Origin of the sequence: Rhodopseudomonas sp. AAP120 (assembly GCF_001295845.1) — a bacterium.
Classification (GTDB): Bacteria; Pseudomonadota; Alphaproteobacteria; order Rhizobiales; family Xanthobacteraceae; genus Rhodopseudomonas.
The window spans coordinates 14,620-33,967 of the sequence record NZ_LJIC01000098.1; the positions used below are offsets into that span (position 1 = coordinate 14,620).

The following is a 19,348-nucleotide window of genomic DNA, read 5'->3' on the forward strand; positions in this document are numbered from 1 at the left end:
TAATCCCTGGCGTGCACTCTGCTCGGCATCGTTGTGCCGAGCAGAGTGTCGTTCATGAGCCGCCTCCTTGTCGCCGCCGCAGCCCTGACGGCGGCCTTGTCTCCAGCCGCTGCGGCGGATCTGACGCGGCTGCTGCCGCCCGCGCCTCCGGTGCAGTGGAACTGGACCGGGCTGTATTGGGGCGCGCATCTCGGCGGCAGCTACGGCCAGTCGTCTTTCACCAGCCCGTTTGGCCCGTCGCTGTACGGTGACCATGTGCGGACGCCGTCGGTGCTCGCCGGCGTGCAGCTCGGCTACAACTATCAGGTCTCGCCGAACTGGCTGCTCGGCGTCGAGGCCGACGTCAGCGCGCTGAACGGCGACGGCACTCAGACCTGCTTCGCGCCCGACGGCTTCTTCCTGTCGGCGAATTGCCGCGTCAAGCACAACGCAATGGCGACCGGCACCGGCCGGCTCGGCTTCGTCACCGGCCGCGGCGGACGCACGCTGCTGTACGGCAAGGCCGGCGTGGCCTGGCTGGCGCAAAGCATCGACATCGCCACCAATCCGCTCGGCCTGCAGACCAGTTCGAACGACGGCCGTTTCGGCTGGACGGTGGGAGCCGGTATCGAGCAGGCGCTGGCGCCGGCCTGGTCGGTCAAGCTCGAATACGGCTATGCGGATTTCGGCAGCAAGACGATGGCGACGCCGAACAGCTTCGCGCAACTGTTCTATCCGTTCTTCTATGTGCCGGTGCCCGGCAGCACCACCTCGGTCAGCCAGACCAGTCACACCGTGAAGGTTGGGCTCAACATGAAGTTCGGCGGCGATGCTTATGCGCGGTTCGACGACTACGCGCTGCGCGGCGGCCTGCGCGACGAGCCGGTGATCGCCGACGCCGAGATCGGCGCGCGGGTGTGGTACAGCTTCGGCCGCTTCCAGAAGGACCTCGGCGCCGGCGTCACCGAGGGGCGCCAGAACGTGCTGGTGTCGCGGCTGACCTACGACACCACGGCTGCTTCGGGCGAACTGTTCGGCCGCCTCAACGCGCCGTCCGACCTGTTCATTAAGGGTTTCGCCGGCGGCGGCACGCTCACCAAGGGCGCGATGAACGACGAGGACTGGCTGATCGCGCGCCAGACCGTGCCGTACTCGAATACGCTGTCGGATCCGGTAAAGGGCAGCATCGCCTACGCGACGTTCGATGCCGGCTACGATCTGATCCGAGGCCGCGACTCACGGTTCGGCGGCTTCGTCGGCTACAACTATTACCGGGACAACAAATCGGCCTATGGCTGCGTGCAGTTCGCCAATCCTAACGCCGGCTGCATTCCGAGTTTCCCGACCTCGACCCTCGGCATCACCGAGAACAATACCTGGCATTCGCTGCGCCTCGGCGTCAACGGCACCATCGGGCTCGGCCATGGCCTGACGCTGACTGGCGATGCGGCCTACCTGCCGTATGTGAAGTTCTTCGGCGAAGATAATCATCTGCAGCGCCGGGATGTGAGCAACACGGTCTCGCCGGAGCGCGGCACCGGGCAGGGCGTGCAGCTCGAAGCGATCTTGTCGTATCAGTTCAACAATGCCTTCAGCGTCGGCGCCGGCGCGCGGTATTGGGCGATGTGGGCGACGAAGGACGCCTATACCAATGCGTTCGGCTCGGACTGTCCGTGCCAGACCTTGCCGGTCCGCACCGAACGCTATGGAACCTTCCTGCAAGCGGCCTACAAGTTTGACAGTTTGAAGTAGTCGGCGGGGCGGATCAGTTCCGCACGGCAAAAAATCCGCTGGTCCGCCGCCGGCTTCTTGAATAGGGTGCCGCCCAACCAAAAAGCTGGGAGGCACACTCGTATGAACTTCAAACTGTTCTCCGCCGCGCTCGCCACCACCGCCCTGATCGCCATCGCGCCGGCTGCGGCGGAAGGCGTCAAGATCGGCATTCTCAACGATCAGTCCGGCGTCTATGCCGATTACGGCGGCAAGGGCTCGGTCGAAGCCGCCAAGATGGCGGTCGAGGATTTTGGCGGCGAAGTGCTCGGCGGCAAGGTCGAGATCGTTTCGGCGGACCATCAGAACAAGCCCGACACCGCGGTGACGATCGCGCGCAAATGGTTCGACGTCGACGGCGTCGACATGATCACCGAACTGACCACCTCGTCGGTGGCGCTGGCGGTGCAGGACCTCGCCAAGGAAAAGAAGAAGATCGATATCGTGGTCGGCGCCGCGACCTCGCGCATCACCGGCGATGCCTGCCAGCCCTACGGCTTCCATTGGGCGTTCGACACCCGTGCGCTCGCGGTCGGCACCGGCGGCGCGCTCGTGAAGGCCGGTGGCGACACCTGGTTCTTCCTCACCGCCGACTACGCGTTCGGCTATTCGCTGGAGAAGGACACCAGCGAGATCGTCCAGGCCAATGGCGGCAAGGTGCTCGGCTCGGTGCGGCATCCGCTGAATTCGTCCGATTTCTCGTCGTTCCTGCTGCAGGCCCAGGCCTCCAAGGCCAAGGTCGTCGGCCTCGCCAATGCCGGCCTCGACACCGCCAACGCCATCAAGCAGGCGGCGGAATTCGGCATCGTTCAGGGCGGTCAGAAAATGGCCGGCCTGTTGATGACGCTGGCCGAAGTGCACGGCCTCGGCCTCAAGGCCGCGCAGGGCCTGGTGCTGACCGAGGCGTATTATTGGGACCGCGACGACAAGTCCCGCGAATTCGCCGAGCGCTACTTCAAGCGCACCAACCGGATGCCGAGCATGATCCAGGCCGGCACCTATTCGGCGACGCTGTCCTACCTCAAGGCGGTGAAGGCCGCCGGCAGCAAGGACACCGACGCGGTGGCCAAGAAGCTGAAGGAACTGCCCGTGGATGACGCCTTCGCCAAGGGCAACGTCCAGGCCAACGGCCGCTTCGTCCACGACATGTATCTGTTCGAGGTCAAGAAGCCGGAAGAGTCCAAGAAGCCATGGGACTACTACAAGCAGCTCGCCGTCGTCCCCGGCGACCAGGCCTTCCCCACCGCCAAGGACAGCGGCTGCCCGCTGACGAAGTGAGCACTTCGCTTAGTTCAGATCGATCGAAGCCGGCGCTCAGCAAGGGCGCCGGCTTTTGTTTGATCCCGTCACGCCGAGCACTGCGCAACCTCCCCCGCTTGCGGGGGAGGTCGACGCGCGAAGCGCGGCGGGTGAGGGCCCTCCGCTCCGCGAGTCGCTGAGTCAGCGGCTGGGGCGCCCTCACCCCAACCCTCTCCCGCAAGCGGGAGAGGGAGCGCGCTGTGCTCGGGTCACGCCCCAGCATCCCTCGGGTCAGGGCCCCAGCATCCTATGCACGACGCCGTAAACGGCGCCGCCCCATAGCCCGGCGGCGGCGACCATTTGCACGGCGAAGCCAGCGCCACGTTTGGCGGCGGCTTGCGAATATCCAATCAGGTACATCACCCGTCCGATGATCCATAGCGCGCCGAGCGCGGCCGCGAAGGCGTCGCTGAGATAATACGCGAACAGCCACAACGACGGCAGGAAGATCGGCATCCATTCCAGCGTGTTGGCCTGCACGCGGAAGACGCGCTCGAAGTCGGCATGGCCGGTCGTGGCCGGCGCCTTGACGCCGTAGACGCCGCGGGCGCGGGCGACCTGCAGGGTCGTGTAGAAATAGAACATCACCGCCAGCAGGGTCGCGATCGTGGTGTAGTAAAACATCCCGGCCTCCCAGTTCTCTGCTTTGTTGGCTCCGGCTGTCCGCCGGTTGTCCGCCAGCTTGAACTCAATAGCCGGTCATCTCAAGATAGCCGATGCCGCTCTGGCTGCCGGCGAAGCTGATCGGCCCCTCCCAATACGGGAAGCTGGTGCCCATCCAGCTCGACGGATTGAGCGGCGTGGTCTCGATCGCGAGGCCGTGGCCCGGCACGCTGACCCGCCAGCGCGTCGGCAGTTTGCGGCCGGCGGTCTCGGTGGTGGCGAGCGGCTCCAGCGCGATGGCATCCGGCGCCAGCTGTTCGGAACGGCCGTCGCGGCCGATCCAGTTGCCGGCGAAGTAATGCCCGCCACCCCTCTGCCGCAGCCGGAACAGCATCACCTTCTCGCCGGATGACAGATGCAGCGAGAACCAGTCCCAGCCGGTCTGGTCGGAGGCGAGCGGCTGGCTGGAGAATTCGCGGTCCATCCAGGCGATGCCGTCGACCGCGACCGGCTTGCCGTCCAGCGTCAGCGTGCCCTGCGCCGTGAAGTAAGGTTGGCTGTAATAGTACGAGGCCTGTCCGCGCTCGGATTTGCGCGAATAGCCGGCATCACCCTGCAGCACCAGCGGGCGGTCGGCGGTGAGCCGCAGCTTGTAGGCGAAGTCGGCACCCGTCGCGGTCACGTCGAGCGGCGACAAGGTCGCTGCATCCATCGCGTCGCCGCCGCGCAGCGCCCAGTCATCGATGATCGCGCTGAACGGCGACGCGGTGACGCCGGCCTGCCCGGAGCCGCCGCGGGCGAATTTCTCGGCGAAGCGGTGCGTCTCCGCGCTGGTCAGCGCCGCATGCGCCATCCACACCTGCTGATTGGCCCATCCCTCGCGTTGCGGCCCGGGCGTCATCGCCTGGCGAAACAGCGTCCACTGCACGCCGTAAGCCTTGCCGCCAGCATCCTTCAGGTTCGCGGTCAGGTACCACCACTCGATCCGGAAGTCCGGATGTGCGCCGTGATCCTGCGGGAACATCAACGTGCGTCCCGGCACCACTGGCGCGAATTCGCCGGCCTCGCTGCCGAGCCCGGCGAAACCTTGCGCCAGCGCGCGCCGGCCGCCGAGACCGAGCGTCAGCAAGCCGCCCGCGAAGCAACGACGAGAGAGAAGTCTAGCGCTCATCCGCGAACACCTTCACCAGCCGTGCCGGCTGCATCCGCAGCAGCTTCAGGATCGGCAGCGCCGCCGCGATCAGCGACGCCAGCAGCGCGACGCCGAGCAGCTTGATCAGCTCCAGCGGAAACACCTCAAACGGCAGCCGCCAGCCGAACGCCTTGACGTTGACGACGGCGATCAGACACCACGCCACCAGCAGCCCGAGCGGCAGCGCCAGCGCCGCGGTCAGCGCCGCCATCGACAGCGTCTTCATCAATTCGACAAACGCCAGCTTGCGCCGGCTGATGCCGATCGCCCACAGCGGCGCGACCTGTGGCAGCCGCGAATTGCCGAGCGTCAGCAGGCTGGTGAGCAGCGCCACGCCGGCGATGCCGAGCGTGAAGGCGTTGAGCGCGGTGGTCACCGCGAAGGTGCGGTTGAAGATGCGCTTGGACTCGGTCTTCAGCGTCGCCTGATCGGCGAGGCTGCGATTGTCGAGCTTGAACGTGGTACGCAGATCGTCGACCAGCGCCGGCACGCGGGCGGGATCGACGCGCAGGCCGAACCTCGTCTGCGCCACATCGGGGAAGTGCGTGATCAGCGCCCGATAATCGACGCCGATCTGGCCGCGCGGATTGCCGTAATCGGCATAAATCGCGGCGACGCGGAGCGGCCAGGCGCCGCTGCCGGTGGGCACTTCGATGCGGTCGCCGAGCGAAAGCTTCATCCGCCGCGACAACTGCTCGCTGATCATCGCGCCGTCGCCGCGCGCGACCGCGTCCCAGACGTCGGAGGTGCGCTCCAGCAGCGGCCAGTTGTCCCGATAGGTCGGATCGTCGGCAAAGCCGATGATCTCCACTGGCCAATCGCCGAGCTTCACCTCGGCGCGCGCGCCGGGCAGCAGCGCGGTGACTTCAGGCCGCTGCTGCAGCCAGGCCTTGATCTCGCCGGCCTGCTGATCGTTCGCCGCGTTGAGATAGACCTCGGCAGCAAGCCGGCCGTCGAGCCAGCGCACGAAGGTGCGGCTGAAGCTTTCCACCATGGTGCCGACGCCGACATTGACGCCCAGCGCCAGCAGCAGCGCCATCAGGGCGAGCGACAGGCCGGAGAGTTGCAGCCGGTTGTCGGCCCAGAACCACTTTGCCAGCGGCCGCTGCGATGAACGCTCCCCCAGCGCCAGCACCAGGCCGAGCACCGCCGGCAGGCCGAGCGCCGCGCCGAGCAGGATCGCCGCCAGCACCGCGAAGCCCGACACGAGTGAGTCGCCAAAAATCAGGAAACCGCCGGCCGCGACGAACACCAGCACGGCAACGCTGCCCTGGATCAGCAGCCAGCGCTGCTGCGCCTGCTGCCAGGCGAAGGCTTGCGCGGCGGCCAACACCGGCATCCGCGCCGCCTTGATCAAGCTGGCGGCGGCCGCCGCGAGCGCGCCGAGGATGCTGATGGCGATGCCGGCCAGCCACCATTGCGGCTTCAGCGACAATTCGCCGGGAATCTGCGCGCCGTACAGACCTCGCAAACTGGCAGCGACGTCGGGCAGCAGCGTCGCGGCGATGAAATAGCCGCAGACCAGGCCGACCAGCCCCGCGACCAAGGCGATCAGCGTCAGTTCGATTACCATCACGCTATTCAGCAGCCGCGCCGAGGCGCCGCAGGCGCGCAGCGTCCGCAGCGTCGGCCGTCGCTGCTCGAAGGCGAGCCCGATCGCCGAATTCACGATGAACAGCCCGACCAGAAACGACAGCAGCCCGAACGCCGTGAGATTGAGATGAAAGCTGTCGGTGAGACGCTCGAGATCGGTCTCGGTGTCCGGCTCGACTCGCTTGAGCTGATCGCCGACGACGTCGTGCAGCGACGTGCGCGCTGTGGTCTTGCTGCCGATCAGCAGCCGCGAGACCTGATCCTGCAGGCCGAGCAGCGGCTGCGCGAAGCCGATATCGGTCACGAGTACGCCCGGCGCGATCTCGGGCTGCGGCCGCAGCGGCGGCAGCTTGCCGCCATTGCTGAGCGTCGGCGTTGCGCCTGCGCTGAGCTGCAATTCGCGCATCGTGTCCGGCGAGATCAGCGTCTGGCCCGGCGGCAGGATGAAGCCCTGCAGATTGGCGGTGCCGATCGCCGGCGCGGCGCTGGCCTCGACCGGCAGCGACAGCGGCTCAATGCCGGTGAGCCGCAGCGTGCGGCCGCCGAGCCGGACCTGGCCTTCGACAACAGGCGACACCGGCCAGCCGGCGCGGCGCAGATCGACGAACAGCTGCTGCGGGAAGTGATCACCATTCGCCGCCACCAGCGTCGCGGTGCGCGCTCCGCCGAGCGTCGCGGCGGCGCGGTCGTAGCTGCTACGCGCCTGCGCGTTCAGCGCCTGCACGCCGCTCCACAGCGCGGTCGCCGAGATCAGACCGATCAGCAGCGTAGCGAATTGCAGCTTGTGCCGCCGCCAGTGGCTCAGCAGCACCGCGAGGATCCACAGCGCGCGCCTCACCGGATCAGCCCCGCATGCAGATGGACGCGGCGGTCCAGCATGCCGGCGAGCCGTTCGCTGTGCGTCACCATCAGGAAGCCGCAGCCGGTGCGGCGGACCAGGTCGGTCGCCAGCGCCAGAACGCTGTCAGCGGTGTCTTCGTCGAGATTGCCGGTCGGCTCGTCCGCCAGCAGCAGCACCGGCTTCACCGCCAGCGCACGGCCGATCGCGACGCGCTGCTGCTGGCCGCCGGAGAGTTGCTCCGGATAGCGCTTCAGCAGCGCACCGAGGCCGAGGCGCTCGATCAGTTCGGCATGCCATGCCGCATCGTGGCGGCCGGCGAGGCGGGACTGGAAGGCGAGATTGTCGGCGACGGTAAGGCTCGGGATCAGGTTGAATTGCTGAAACACCAGCCCGAGCCGGTCACGGCGAAACGCGGCGCGCTCGGCGTCGGCAAGTTGCGCGATGTCCTGCTCGCCGAAGCGGATCGTGCCGCGATCGGGTTGATCGAGCCCGGCGATCAGATGCAGCAGCGTGCTCTTGCCGCTGCCGGATTCGCCGGTCAGTGCCACGCTCTCGCCGGGCGCGAGTACAAGATCGACGCCGCGCAGCACGGCGACGCTGTCCTGCCCGGAGCGATAGGATTTGGTCAGGCCGGAGACGCTCAGCATCGCGGCGCGATCCGCCATGCGGGCCTGGTCCGGCCGATCATCGTCGATCTGGTCAATCCTCGGATGTCCCGGTCTTCACGTGTCCGTCCGATATGGTGCGCGGCCGTTCGCGACTCAATGACGGGCTGCCGGATTGTTTGCGCTGCAGCGCGGCTTGCTGCGACGATTTGGCAATACGCGATTGCATCGGGGACGGAACGGCGGCAGCATCGCATCAAAGCCCGCCCGCGAGGCGGTGCACGATAACGTTCGGGAGGTCGCGCTTGGACAGTCCAGCCACGCCGAAAGGCGCCTGGAGGATCACGTTCCTCCTGTTTCTGTTCATGGTCGTCAACTTCGCCGACAAGATCGTGGTCGGCCTCGCCGGCGTGCCGATCTCGCGTGATCTGAAGTTGACGCCGGAGCAGTTCGGCCTGCTGGGATCCTCGTTCTTCTTTCTGTTCTCGATCGCCGCCATCGTGGTCGGCTTCGTGGTCAACCGGATCGAGGCGCGATGGGTGCTGCTGGTGCTGGCGCTGATCTGGGCCGTCGCGCAATTTCCGATGGTCGGCGAGGTCAGCTTCACGACGCTGCTGATCTGCCGCATCATTCTCGGGGCAGGCGAGGGGCCGGCATTCTCGGTCGCGGCGCATGCGATCTACAAATGGTTTCCCGACCACAAGCGCACGCTGCCGACCGCGATCCTGTCGCAGGGCTCGGCGTTCGGCGTGATCCTGGCGGTGCCGGCGCTGAACTGGATCATCGTCAATCACTCCTGGCACTACGCGTTCGGCGCACTCGGGCTGGTCGGGCTGATGTGGGCGGCGGCGTGGCTGGCGCTCGGCAAGGAGGGTCCGCTGGTGCCGACGCCGTCCGCGGCGGCGGCCGAGCCGCGGATTCCCTATGCGCGGCTGCTGACGTCGCGCACCTTCGTCGGCTGTGTCGCCGCGACCTTCGGCGCCTATTGGGCGCTGTCGCTCGGGCTGACCTGGTTCACCACCTATATCATCACCGGGCTCGGCTTCAGCCAGCACGATGCCGGGCTGATCTCGGTGACGCCGTGGCTGTTCGGCGCCGCGGTGGTGCTGCTCACCGGCTGGTTGTCGCAGATGCTGATGGCGCGCGGCGTCTCGACCCGCCGGGCGCGTGGCGTGCTCGGCGCGGCGCCGCTGGTGCTCGGCGGCCTGATCCTGCTGTCGATGCCGCTGCTCCACAGCCCGGCGGCGCTGATCGCCGCGCTGGTGGTCGGGGCGGGGTTGTGTGGATCGATCTATGTGGTGTGCCCGCCGATGATCGCCGAGTTCACGCCGGTGTCGCAGCGCGGCGCCGCGATCGCGATCTACGGCGCGCTGTACACGCTGGCCGGCGTCGTCGCGCCGCTGGTGATGGGCAGCGTCGTGCAGAACGCCGCATCACCAAACGACGGCTACCTCACCGGCTACATGATCAACGGCGCGGTGCTGATCGCCTCCGGCCTGCTCGGCCTGCTGCTGCTGTGGCCGAACACCGAGCGGGCGCGGCTGCTGAACCATGTCGCGCCCGCCGCCGTCGGCCTGCGCACGCCTGCTTGATAACAGGCCTCCGTCATGGCCGGGACGAGCCCGGCCATGACGTGGTGAGGTGGTGGTTGAACTAAGCGCCGACCGGCGTTTCGTGCCGCAGCCTTACTGGCTCGGCCCGTCGGTGTTGAACACTTCGCCTTCCGGCACCCAGCTCTTGCCGTCGAAGCGGGCGATCTGCATCTGGGTGTAGGGAGCGTAGCGGTCCGGCCGGGTCGAGACCTTGATGCCGGGCAGCAGCATCGGCGCGGTGGTCGGCTTGATGTTGGTGGCCTGCTTCAGCAAATTGTCGCGGGTGAGATTGTCGCCGCAGGCTTCCAGCACCTTCACGGTCATATAGGCCGAGATGTAGCCGGTGACGGTGGAGCCGTCGGCGATGTCGCCTTTCGGGTACCATTTGGCGAGGAATTCCTTGAACTCCTTGACGTCGGCGTCGTTCTCGAAGCGCGGATCGGTCGGCGTCTTGAACGCCAGCGCGGTGAGCAGGCCGGTCGAGGCTTCCTGGCCGGCGGGCTCGAGCACGCCCTTGATCGAACTCGACACGCTGACGAGGAAGTTCAGCGGCTTCCAGTTCAGCTCGTGCACCTTGCGGACCGCCTGGGCGCCGAATTTCGGCGTTGCCATGGTGAACAGCGTATCGGCGCCGGAGGCCTTCAGCGCGACGATCTGGGAGTCGACGGTCGGGTCGGTGACCTCGTAGGTCACTTCCTTGACGATCATCGTCTTGGCCTTGTCGCCGAGCCCGTCTTTGAGGCCCTTGACGTAGTCCTTGCCGGCGTCGTCGTTCTGCGAGAACACGCCGAGCTTGGCGTCGGGCTTGTTCTTCAGCAGATACTTCGCGAAGATCATGCCCTCCATCTGGTAGGGCGGATACAGCTGCGTGGTCCACGGGAAGTTCTTCGGATCGTCCCATTTCGCCGCGCCGGTCGAGATGAACAGCTGCGGCACCTTCTTGCCGTTGAGATATTTCTGGATCGCCGTGTTGGTCGGCGTGCCGATGGTGCCGACGATCGCCAGCACCTCGTCCTGCTCGACCAGGCGCCGCGTCTGCTCCACCGTCTTGGGCGGCGAGTAGGCGTCGTCGAGGCTGATCAGCTTGATCTTGCGGCCATTGACGCCGCCCTTGGCGTTGATCATGGCGTAGTACGCGTCTTCGACGTGGCCCTGCACGCCGTAGGCCGAGGCCGGACCGCTATAGGGCATGGTCTGGCCGATCTTGATTTCGCTGTCGGTGACGCCGGGGCCGTATTGCTTCTGGGCGAAGGCGGGCTGGGCCGCCGCGACGGCGAACAAACCGGCCGCGAGCAGGGTGAGGCGGGTGGTCATGGCACTTCCTCTCTTTGGTTGAAGCCGCACTCTGCGGTGCGGGCTGTTCGACCGTCGCGCTCTTGATGGCGCGTGCCGATCGGGCCGACGGCTGTGACGCGGCCGGTGTCAGTTCAAATCATTTGAAGACAAATTGCACGCCGCAGCGCAGCGCGAATACGCGCGCCGCAGCGGAGAATTCATGCGGACGGAATAAGCGCGCGTCGAGGCGAAGTATCGGCCTTGTTTTCACGCCCATCTGCGCAGTGTGCCGGCAAGCTGCCGCACAACGTCGCACCCGTCGGCACCGACGGGATCAGAGGTCGCGCTGTTCGTCGTCGCGGTCGCGCTCGGGCGCGCAGATGTCACCGCTCTCGTAGAGATCGTCGTCCGGCAGCCGCGGCGGCGCCGGCTTGTCGGCCGCGGCGTCCTTCGCCGCTGCCTTGCTCTTGCGGGGCTTTTTGGGCTTGATCTTGTCCCAGCCGATCATCGTCTTGGATCCCGTCATCGCGGGGCCGGATCGCGCCGAGGCGCCATCCGGGTCCGTCGTGTCGCGGCGAGGTGGGGCGCCGGAAGCTTTAATGTAGCGCAGGATCGGGCCTGCTTGGCCGCGCTTTGCACAAGGCAGCCTCGCGCGGCCCGCATCAGCGGGCCGCGCCTTTGACGTCAGGTGCGGTGGCCGCCCTTCTGCTGCTCGGCCAGCCAGTCCGACAGCGCGCGCGCGGTGGCTTCGGCCTTCTTGCCGGCCGTCCCGGCGGCACTGCGGCTGCCGGTGGTCTTGCCTGTGCCGGCCTTGGCGCGCTTGGCCTTGGCCGGGGCGGCGCGTTGCGGCTCGGCGGCTTCGCGGGCCAGACGCAGCGCGCGCAGCCGTGCCATGTTGTCGAGGGTCGCCTTCGCGGCGGCGTCGCGTTCGGCTTTGCCGCCGTCGGTCTCCTGTGAGGCTGCGGAGCGCGCAGCAGGGCGGGAATTTTCGTCGTTCGTCATTCGTCCACGTCGATTGTCTCGGGAATTGGGAAGCGCGCGGTGTAGCAAGAAAAAAGGCCCCGGGACAGCTTTTGCTGCCGGGGCCTGTCATGCACGATAGTCGATGTGAAGGAACGTGAGCTGCCGTCAGAACGTGACGCCGGCTTTCGCCAGATAGGTGCGGCCGGGCAGCGGATAGGCGCCGTAGCGGCCGGGCGTGAAGGTGCTGGCCACCGCGTAATCATAGTATTGCGCGTTGAACAGGTTGATCACGCTCAGCGACCAGAAGAAGTGGTCGACCTCGCCGCTCAGCTTGACGTCGACGGTGCCGTTGGCCGGGATTTTGACCTGGCTGTTGGCATTGTCGCTGTCCATGAAGCGGCTGCTCCACACCCGCGCGGTGGCGTCGAACACCACGTATTTCTGCCAGACGTTCCAGGTCACGCCGGCATTCGCCGTATAGCGCGACACCAGCGGCACGTCTTTGCCGGCGAACGCGCCCTCGCGGAACGTCGCGTTGGTGTAGGCGGCGCCGCTGCGCAGCAGCAGATTGTCGCTGATGCGGACCGACGAGCTGGTCTCGGCGCCGGTGCGGCGGGTCGGGTCGAGGTTGGTGTTGTAGAAATTCACCGGGTCGTAGCGGATCTCGTTGGTCAGATCCATGTTGTAGGCGCTCGCCTGCATCTCGAACGGACCGGACTTGATGCGGAAGCCGCCTTCGACGTCGACCGAGGTCTGGGTCTTCAGCGCGAAGGTGCCGGGGATCGCGTTGAAGAACGCATCGTAGGACGGACCCGAAGCGACGCGCTCGTCGACATTCGGGGTGCGGAACGCGCGCGCGGCGCGGGCGAATACGCTGAACACGTCGTTGAAGCGATGCTCGAGGCCGACATGCAGCGCGTGCTGGGTCTCGGTGCTGTTCAGCGGCTGTGCCTGCGCCTCGCCGAAATAGCCCGGCGCCAGCGCATTCATCCGGTCGGCAGCGTCGACCTTCACGCTCTGCACCCGGCCGCCATAGGAGAAGTCGGTGGTCGGCAGGACCGCGATGGTCTGCTGCCAATAGCCGGCCAGCGTCTTCTGCGACAGATTGTAGACGTGCACCGGCGGCGTGCCGCGATACTGGCCGCGGTCGGAGTCGTAGGTCGCGTCGTAATAATCGAGGCCGGTGAGGATGCTCGACGGCAGGCCGAAGAACGCGTTCTTGATGCTGAGCCGCGGCGTGATCGACCAGGTCTGCAGATGCGCGTCGAACCAGCTCGCATTGAAGCTCGACAGCGGCACGTCGCCGAAATAGCCGGCCTGCTGCCGCTTGTCGCGGATGCCGCCATCGACGATCAGCTCGGCGCCGTCCCACAGCGATTTAGTGAAACCGGCCGTGAGGTTGGCGCCCTGCTTGTCGGCGAAATTGAACGGGGTGTTGGTGCCGCTGCGGTTGGTGACGAGCTGGTTGACGCCGAGCGACGGATCGACGATCCGCGAACCGGGCAGGCCGAGGCGCTGGTTGTCGCCCGAGATGTTGATGAAGGCGCTGAGATCCGGCGTGCTGTAGCGCAACTCGCCGACCGCGTTGTTCTGCTCCAGCGCGTTGTTGGCGCGGTAGCCGTCGGACCGCACGCCATTGGCAAAGGCGGATGTCGACCACGGCCCGGAATTGAATGCCGCCGACACCGCGGCGAGCCGCTGGTTGAACGAGCCGACGCCGCCTTCGGCGCGGAACGTTGCGGGTGGGCCGCCGGCGCCGGTCTTGGTGACGATGTTGATGACGCCGCCGACCGCGTTGTCGCCGTACAGCACCGCGCCGCTGCCGCCGCGGGTGATCTCGATGCGCTCGATCGACTGCAGCGGAATGCTCGACAGGTCGACCCCCTGCAAATCGAGGTCGTTGAGGCGGCGGCCGTTGATCAGGAACAGCGTGTTCGAGGTCGCCGTGGCGCCGAAGCCGCGCAGGTCGACCGACGAGCCGGTGCCGTTGACGCCGCCATACAGCGACGTGGTCTGCACGCCCGGCGTCTGCGCGATGATGTCCTGCACGGTCTGGGCCGGCGAATGCGCGATGTCGTCGGCGGTGATCACGGTGCTCGACGTGCCGACGATGGCATCCGAGGTGCGCGTCGCGGTGACGTTGATGGCGGGCAGCATGTCCTGCGCGGCCGCCGGCGCGAGGGCGGCGACAAGGCTGGACGCCAGGATGGTGGAACACAGCAGCGCGCGCCCGCGCGGTGCAGCGGAGTGGAAAAACGGCATGGACAAACCTCGGCCGGACGTTCAGTGGCACGTCACAGCGAACGAGGGATCACCATGCTTGCGCGCGTGGTGAAACCAATGCCTGCAAATCCCGACCGGCACTCTCGCGTGTGACCACGAATGACGGCAGGTCTCCTGGCTCGCGGGTGATATCTTCCGTCGCCTTCCCAGGGCCGAGGTCCCAGTGGCATTCCGACAGAAGTCGAACCGCTTACAGTTGCGGGAACAGCTGCGGCCTGAGAGCGTAACCGCTCCGCACCGCATTCCCTTTTCATCCCCGTGAGGGGAACCGTCATGTTCAACTAGAAGTATCGGAGGGTGCGAAGTCAATTCGCCGTTGGCGACAGCTGGCCCGGTTCGCGCGCGTGCCTGCGGGATTGTCCCAGGCTGTTGCTTGCGAGTAACAATGCGGCTTGATCCAGCTCAACAGGGCACGCGCACGATGGCGGAGTATGTGGTCGAGTTCGGCAAGACCGGTCGGCCGGCCGAACCGGGCGGCCGGCTCGATGCGGCCGCGTTTCATCGCAACGAGCAGGCGATCCGCGCCGTGCTGGCGCGGCTGCTGCACGGCGTGACCGGCGATGTGCTCGAGGCCGGCAGCGGCACCGGCCAGCACGTCGTCGCCTTCGCGCGTCAACATCCCGAGATCGTCTGGTGGCCGAGCGACATCCATCCGCAGCATCTGACCAGCATCGCCGCCTGGCGCGCGGACTCGGGCCTCGCCAATATCCGGGAGCCGCGGCGGATCGATCTGAGCGACCCTGCGTGGCCCGCCGAGATGATGGACGGCGGCGGCCCCGCCTCGCTCGCCGCGATGTTCAGCGCCAATGTGATTCACATCGCGCCGTGGCCGGTGGCGCAGGGCTTGTTCGCCGGCGCGGCCCGGCTGCTGCGGCCGGACGGAAAGCTGATCCTGTACGGCCCGTTCAAGCAGGACGGTGCGCACACCGCGCCGAGCAATGCGGCGTTCGATGCCAGCCTGCGCGCCGCCAATCCGGAGTGGGGCGTGCGCGATGTCGGCGAGCAGCTCGCGGCGCAGCACGGCTTGCGGCTCGGCGAGATCGTCGAGATGCCGGCCAACAATCTCATCCTGTGCTTCGCCCGCAGCGGCGAAAGCTGAGGTCGGCGCATAGGTTCACCGCGCCTGCGACTGTTGATCGCAGGGCGTCGCCACCTATGATGCCGGCCGATTCCACGGCCCGGCGATGTACCGGCCGGACGAAGGGCGAAACTCCTGATGGTTGACGCGACCGCGGTGGGCGACATCTCTGGCGACGCGCGGGCGCGCTCCAACGTCTGGCGGCTGGCGGCCGCGCAGGCGCTGACCGGCGCCAATGCGGCGGTGATCTTCGCCACCGGCGCGATCATCGGCGCGCAGCTGGCGCCCAGCGTCGCGCTCGCCACCGTGCCGATCTCGATGTACGTGCTCGGCCTCGCCGCCGGCACGCTGCCGACTGGCGCAATCGCCCGCCGCTACGGCCGCCGCACCTCGTTCATGATCGGTGCCGGCTGCGGCGCGGCCGCGGGCGCGCTCGGTGCGCTGGCGATCCTCAACGGCGCATTTGCGCTGTTCTGCCTCGCGACCTTCCTCGGGGGCCTCTACGGCGCGGTGGCGCAGTCCTATCGGTTTGCCGCCGCCGACGGCGCCAGCGCCGCGTATCGGCCCAAGGCGGTGTCGTGGGTGATGGCCGGCGGCGTGTTCGCCGGCGTGCTCGGTCCGCAGCTGGTGCAGTGGACCATGGATATCTGGCCGCCTTATCTGTTCGCCTTCAGCTACGTGGTGCAGGCCTTCGTCGCGCTGATCGCCATGGCGGTGCTGTGGAGCGTCGATGCGCCGAAGCCGCAGCCGGCCGATCTTGCCGGCGGCCGGCCGCTGCTGACGATCGTGCGGCAACCGCGCTTCATCGCCGCGGCGCTGTGCGGCGTCATCGCCTATCCGATGATGAATCTGGTGATGACCTCGGCGCCGCTGGCGATGCAGATGTGCGGCCTGCCGGTCAGCGATTCCAATTTCGGCCTGCAATGGCACATCGTGGCGATGTACGCGCCGAGCTTCGTCACCGGCTCGCTGATCGCGAAGTTCGGCGCACCCCGTGTGGTCGCGCTCGGGCTGGCGCTGGAGGCGGCGGGCGCCTCGATCGGCATCATGGGCATCACCGCCCCGCATTTCTGGGCGACGCTGTTCGTCATCGGCGTCGGCTGGAATTTCGCCTTCGTCGGCGCCTCCGCGCTGGTGCTGGAGACGCATCAGCCCAGCGAGAAGAACAAGGTGCAGGCGTTGAACGACTTCCTGGTGTTCGGCATGATGGCGCTGGGCTCGTTCTCGTCGGGGCAATTGCTCGCCAATTACGGCTGGGCCACCGTCAACCTGATGGTGTTCCCGCCGGTGCTGGTGGGCCTGATCGTGCTGGCGATCAGCGGCTGGTCGAAATCGCGCAAGCAAATCGCCGAGCAAGCCGTCGAACTCGCCGACCGCGGCGCGTGAGAGATTTGGTACAAGTTGTAGGATGGGTTGAATCTCCCCGTCATTCCGGGGCGCGCGCTCTTCGCGCGCGAACCCGGAATCCATAGCCCCTGGACTCGCGGTGACGCACTGCGGGGAGAGGCGGCGTATCCGACCGCTGGCCGCGGTGATTATGGATTCCGGGCTCGCGAGCTGCGCTCGCGCCCCGGAATGACCCGGGGAGACGGCGTGCTAAGCTTCGCGTGAGCGAAGTAAGTCCTCGAGGTCCAGCCGCCGCGTGAACATCGCCAGTTTGCCGTCCGGCGTTCGCGGCCACTCCGCTTCGGGGCGGTCGCGATACAGTTCGACGCCGTTCTGGTCGGGGTCGCGCAGATACAGCGCTTCGCTGACACCGTGGTCACTGGCGCCGTCGAGAGCGATGCCGGCAGTGAGCACGCGGTGCAGCGCGTCGGCGAGTGACGCGCGGGTCGGATACAGGATTGCGGTGTGGAACAGGCCCGTGGTGCCCGGCGGCGGCGGGCTGCCGCCTTTGCTCTCCCAGGTGTTCAGCCCGATGTGATGGTGATAACCACCGGCCGAAATGAACGCGGCCTGATCGCCTATCCGCTGCATCAGCTCGAAACCGAGCACGCCGCAATAGAACCCGAGCGCGCGCTCGAGATCGGCGACCTTGAGATGGACATGGCCGATCCGCGTGCCGGCCGGGATGGGAGTGGTCTCACTCATCTGTTTCGTCTCCATAAATTCTGCGTGCCCCGGATGCTGCGCAACGCGCCGCCTTGGCGGCGTGGTGCGCTGCTGATCCGGGGCCCCGGTGTGCTGGGGCTCAAGATAACCGGGGTCCCGGATCTGCGGAGCAGCACTGCGTGCTGCACCGCGTCCGGGACACGGTTAGGTGAGCTCAGGTTTCTCGCCGTCCGGCAGCGGGAATTCGTAGGTGTTCAGCGTCATCGACACCATCGTGTAGTAGCCGCACAGGCCGATCACCTCGACGAGGCCGCGCTCGCCGAGCGTCTGCATCGCCGCGTCGTACAGCGGTTTCGGCAGGCCCTTAGCTTCGTGCAGCGCGCGGGCGACGTCGTAGATCAGCTGCTGTTTCGGGTCGGCGAAAGTCGGCGTGCGGCGGTCGCGGATCGCGTCGATGATGGCCGGATCGAGCCCGCCGTCCAGCGCCATCTTCTTGTGCGCGTACCATTCGAACTGCGCGGTCCAGTGCCGCGCCGTCACCAGGATGGCGAGTTCGGATTCCGCCGGGGTCAGCGACGTGTCGTAGCGCAGGAACGCGCCGAGCCGGGTGGCGTGCCGCGCCATCTCCGGGTTCGCCAGCCAGGCCATCATCGGTGGCGGCGGGGTGCCGCGCTTGCTGGCGATCGACTCCTCGTAGATGGCGCGCTGATCGTCGCTCATCTCGGCCGGCGTGGGCAATTTCAGGCGCATGGGGTCTCTCTTACTGGACGCGGCGCGGATGTCCGCCGTGCTGAATTTCGGCACGCGAAACGTGCCGCGTTTATGCAGCAAACGCCAGAGCGCGCGGCGCATGGCGCTGCGCAACACGGATATTGAATTTCGCCCGGCGACCGCTAAGGTCCCGGCCAATCAAATGCAATGCGGGCGTCAAGCCCGCCCCGGTGGATGGGAGCCCCGATGACCGACACCTCCGATCTCGAACACTTCCGCGCTGAGACCCGCGCCTGGCTCGAGGCCAATTGCCCGGCCGAAATGCGCAAGCCGATGCAGGGCGACGAGGACAATTTCTGGGGCGGCCGCAACGCCAAGTTCGCCTCGGACGCCCAGAAGGTGTGGTTCGAGCGGATGCGCGACAAGGGCTGGACCGTGCCGGATTGGCCCACCCAATATGGTGGCGGCGGCCTCGACGGCGCGCGCCACAAGATTCTGCGCGAAGAGATGGCGGCGATCGGCGCGCGGCCGCCGCTGTCCTCCTTCGGCATCTGGATGCTCGGGCCGGCGCTCTTGAAATACGGCAACGAGGCGCAGAAGGCCGAGCACCTGCCCAAGATCGCGCGCGGCGAAATCCGCTGGTGCCAGGGCTATTCCGAGCCGAACGCCGGTTCTGATCTGGCCTCGTTGCAGACCCGCGCGGTGCCGGACGGCGACGACTTCATCATCAACGGCTCGAAGATCTGGACCTCCTACGCCAACTACGCGGACTGGATCTTCTGCCTGGTGCGCACCGATGCGTCGGCCAAGAAGCACGACGGCATCAGCTTCATCCTGTTCGACATGACCTCGCCCGGTGTCACCACCAAGCCGATCCTGCTGATCTCCGGCAAGTCGCCGTTCTGCGAGACCTTCTTCGACAACGTTCGCGTGCCGCAGTCGCATGTCGTCGGCACCATCAATCGCGGCTGGGATGTGGCCAAGTATCTGCTGCAGCACGAGCGCGCGATGATCTCCGGGATGGGCGGGCGCGACGGCGGCCGGCCGCTCGGCCAGGTCGCGGCGGGCTCGCTGGGCATCGATGAGCAGGGCAAGCTCGACGATCCGGTGCTGCGCGGCCAGATCGCGACGTTCGACATCGACGAGGCGGCGCTGGCCTGCGCGGCCGAGCGCGCGGTCGATCTCGCCAAGGCCGGGCAACTGCATCCGGCGTTCTCCTCGGCGATGAAGTACTACGGAACGGAGCTGAACAAGCGCCGCCACGAGATCCTGATGTCGGCCGGCGGCATCGACGCGCTGGAATGGGAAAGCGAGCGCAGCCACGATGGCGCCCGCGCTCGCGCCTGGCTGCGCACCAAGGCCAACTCGATCGAAGGCGGCACCAGCGAAGTCATGCTCGGCATCGTCGCCAAGCGCATCCTGGATCTGCCGGGGGCGTAAGTACGCCTCTCCACGAGTCATTCCGGGGCGCGCGCAGCGCGAGCCCGGAATCCATAACCACCGCCAGGGGAT

At 67.1% G+C, this 19,348-nt stretch carries 16 protein-coding genes and 1 riboswitch; of the genes, 6 read left to right on the forward strand and 10 right to left on the reverse strand.

The features are described 5' to 3' along the window. Window positions 1-54: 54 nt before the first annotated feature. Complete coding sequence (locus IP86_RS16070; RefSeq protein WP_054163540.1) at window positions 55-1,731, forward strand: outer membrane beta-barrel protein; 1,677 nt, start codon at window positions 55-57, stop codon at window positions 1,729-1,731. 102 nt (window positions 1,732-1,833) lie between these two features. Beyond that, on the forward strand, window positions 1,834-3,027 hold the full coding sequence (locus tag IP86_RS16075; RefSeq protein ID WP_054163541.1) for an ABC transporter substrate-binding protein: 1,194 nt from the start codon (window positions 1,834-1,836) through the stop codon (window positions 3,025-3,027). Between the two features lie 252 nt (window positions 3,028-3,279). Here the strand turns inward: IP86_RS16075 and IP86_RS16080 are convergent, their stop codons facing one another. From IP86_RS16080 to IP86_RS16095, 4 genes are all read right to left on the reverse strand, one after another. Continuing rightward, window positions 3,280-3,672 (reverse strand): MAPEG family protein, encoded by a 393-nt coding sequence (locus IP86_RS16080; protein ID WP_054163542.1) that lies wholly within the window; start codon window positions 3,670-3,672, stop codon window positions 3,280-3,282. A gap of 64 nt (window positions 3,673-3,736) precedes the next feature. Then, complete coding sequence (locus IP86_RS16085; protein ID WP_054163543.1) at window positions 3,737-4,822, reverse strand: lipocalin-like domain-containing protein; 1,086 nt, start codon at window positions 4,820-4,822, stop codon at window positions 3,737-3,739. Then, on the reverse strand, window positions 4,812-7,274 hold the full coding sequence (locus tag IP86_RS16090) for an FtsX-like permease family protein (RefSeq protein ID WP_054163544.1): 2,463 nt from the start codon (window positions 7,272-7,274) through the stop codon (window positions 4,812-4,814). The genes IP86_RS16085 and IP86_RS16090 overlap by 11 nt, the downstream gene beginning before the upstream one ends. After that, window positions 7,271-7,924, reverse strand: coding sequence for an ABC transporter ATP-binding protein (locus IP86_RS16095; protein ID WP_054163554.1), 654 nt, complete (start codon window positions 7,922-7,924; stop codon window positions 7,271-7,273). Before IP86_RS16095 ends, IP86_RS16090 begins: the two co-directional genes overlap by 4 nt. 323 nt (window positions 7,925-8,247) lie before the next feature. Here IP86_RS16095 and IP86_RS16100 point away from each other — a divergent pair, with 323 nt between their 5' ends. After that, the gene (locus IP86_RS16100) at window positions 8,248-9,474 is read left to right on the forward strand and encodes an MFS transporter (RefSeq protein WP_082364048.1); all 1,227 of its coding nucleotides are present in this window, start codon (window positions 8,248-8,250) and stop codon (window positions 9,472-9,474) included. 93 nt (window positions 9,475-9,567) lie between these two features. On the opposite strand, the gene IP86_RS16105 is transcribed toward IP86_RS16100, so the two are convergent. From IP86_RS16105 to IP86_RS16120, 4 genes are all read right to left on the reverse strand, one after another. Next, entirely contained in the window at window positions 9,568-10,788 is a 1,221-nt protein-coding gene (locus IP86_RS16105) for an ABC transporter substrate-binding protein (RefSeq protein WP_054163545.1), read from the reverse strand. A gap of 295 nt (window positions 10,789-11,083) precedes the next feature. Then, the gene (locus IP86_RS16110; protein WP_054163546.1) at window positions 11,084-11,275 is read right to left on the reverse strand and encodes a hypothetical protein; all 192 of its coding nucleotides are present in this window, start codon (window positions 11,273-11,275) and stop codon (window positions 11,084-11,086) included. Window positions 11,276-11,433: 158 nt separating this feature from the next. Continuing rightward, window positions 11,434-11,751, reverse strand: coding sequence for a hypothetical protein (locus IP86_RS16115; protein WP_054163547.1), 318 nt, complete (start codon window positions 11,749-11,751; stop codon window positions 11,434-11,436). Window positions 11,752-11,877: 126 nt separating this feature from the next. Continuing rightward, entirely contained in the window at window positions 11,878-13,974 is a 2,097-nt protein-coding gene (locus tag IP86_RS16120; protein WP_054163548.1) for a TonB-dependent receptor, read from the reverse strand. A gap of 108 nt (window positions 13,975-14,082) precedes the next feature. Further along, window positions 14,083-14,283: riboswitch (cobalamin riboswitch) on the reverse strand. Between the two features lie 133 nt (window positions 14,284-14,416). Between IP86_RS16120 and IP86_RS16125 the strand changes: the two genes are divergently transcribed. Next, complete coding sequence (locus IP86_RS16125) at window positions 14,417-15,094, forward strand: DUF938 domain-containing protein (protein ID WP_054163549.1); 678 nt, start codon at window positions 14,417-14,419, stop codon at window positions 15,092-15,094. A gap of 117 nt (window positions 15,095-15,211) precedes the next feature. Then, window positions 15,212-16,459, forward strand: coding sequence for an MFS transporter (locus IP86_RS16130; protein WP_054163550.1), 1,248 nt, complete (start codon window positions 15,212-15,214; stop codon window positions 16,457-16,459). A 210-nt stretch (window positions 16,460-16,669) separates the two neighbouring features. On the opposite strand, the gene IP86_RS16135 is transcribed toward IP86_RS16130, so the two are convergent. Both IP86_RS16135 and IP86_RS16140 read right to left on the reverse strand, forming a co-directional pair. Beyond that, a complete protein-coding gene (locus IP86_RS16135; RefSeq protein WP_054163556.1) occupies window positions 16,670-17,164 on the reverse strand; it encodes a VOC family protein in 495 nt (164 codons plus the stop codon). Window positions 17,165-17,329: 165 nt separating this feature from the next. Then, window positions 17,330-17,875 (reverse strand): carboxymuconolactone decarboxylase family protein, encoded by a 546-nt coding sequence (locus IP86_RS16140; protein ID WP_054163557.1) that lies wholly within the window; start codon window positions 17,873-17,875, stop codon window positions 17,330-17,332. A 207-nt stretch (window positions 17,876-18,082) separates the two neighbouring features. Here IP86_RS16140 and IP86_RS16145 point away from each other — a divergent pair, with 207 nt between their 5' ends. Further along, window positions 18,083-19,276 (forward strand): acyl-CoA dehydrogenase family protein, encoded by a 1,194-nt coding sequence (locus IP86_RS16145; RefSeq protein WP_054163558.1) that lies wholly within the window; start codon window positions 18,083-18,085, stop codon window positions 19,274-19,276. Window positions 19,277-19,348 lie beyond the last annotated feature (72 nt).

Excerpts from the sequence above, each read along its gene's own strand:
- IP86_RS16105 (WP_054163545.1), bottom strand. The coding sequence starts at position 10,788 with ATGACCACCCGCCTCACCCTGCTCGCGGCCGGTTTGTTCGCCGTCGCG.
- IP86_RS16125 (WP_054163549.1), top strand. The coding sequence starts at position 14,417 with ATGGCGGAGTATGTGGTCGAGTTCGGCAAGACCGGTCGGCCGGCCGAA.
- IP86_RS16095 (WP_054163554.1), bottom strand. The coding sequence starts at position 7,924 with ATGCTGAGCGTCTCCGGCCTGACCAAATCCTATCGCTCCGGGCAGGAC.
- IP86_RS16110 (WP_054163546.1), bottom strand. The coding sequence starts at position 11,275 with ATGACGGGATCCAAGACGATGATCGGCTGGGACAAGATCAAGCCCAAA.
- IP86_RS16115 (WP_054163547.1), bottom strand. The coding sequence starts at position 11,751 with ATGACGAACGACGAAAATTCCCGCCCTGCTGCGCGCTCCGCAGCCTCA.
- IP86_RS16075 (WP_054163541.1), top strand. The coding sequence starts at position 1,834 with ATGAACTTCAAACTGTTCTCCGCCGCGCTCGCCACCACCGCCCTGATC.
- IP86_RS16100 (WP_082364048.1), top strand. The coding sequence starts at position 8,248 with ATGGTCGTCAACTTCGCCGACAAGATCGTGGTCGGCCTCGCCGGCGTG.
- IP86_RS16120 (WP_054163548.1), bottom strand. The coding sequence starts at position 13,974 with ATGCCGTTTTTCCACTCCGCTGCACCGCGCGGGCGCGCGCTGCTGTGT.
- IP86_RS16070 (WP_054163540.1), top strand. The coding sequence starts at position 55 with ATGAGCCGCCTCCTTGTCGCCGCCGCAGCCCTGACGGCGGCCTTGTCT.
- IP86_RS16135 (WP_054163556.1), bottom strand. The coding sequence starts at position 17,164 with ATGAGTGAGACCACTCCCATCCCGGCCGGCACGCGGATCGGCCATGTC.
- IP86_RS16080 (WP_054163542.1), bottom strand. The coding sequence starts at position 3,672 with ATGTTTTACTACACCACGATCGCGACCCTGCTGGCGGTGATGTTCTAT.
- IP86_RS16130 (WP_054163550.1), top strand. The coding sequence starts at position 15,212 with ATGGTTGACGCGACCGCGGTGGGCGACATCTCTGGCGACGCGCGGGCG.
- IP86_RS16145 (WP_054163558.1), top strand. The coding sequence starts at position 18,083 with ATGACCGACACCTCCGATCTCGAACACTTCCGCGCTGAGACCCGCGCC.
- IP86_RS16140 (WP_054163557.1), bottom strand. The coding sequence starts at position 17,875 with ATGCGCCTGAAATTGCCCACGCCGGCCGAGATGAGCGACGATCAGCGC.
- IP86_RS16085 (WP_054163543.1), bottom strand. The coding sequence starts at position 4,822 with ATGAGCGCTAGACTTCTCTCTCGTCGTTGCTTCGCGGGCGGCTTGCTG.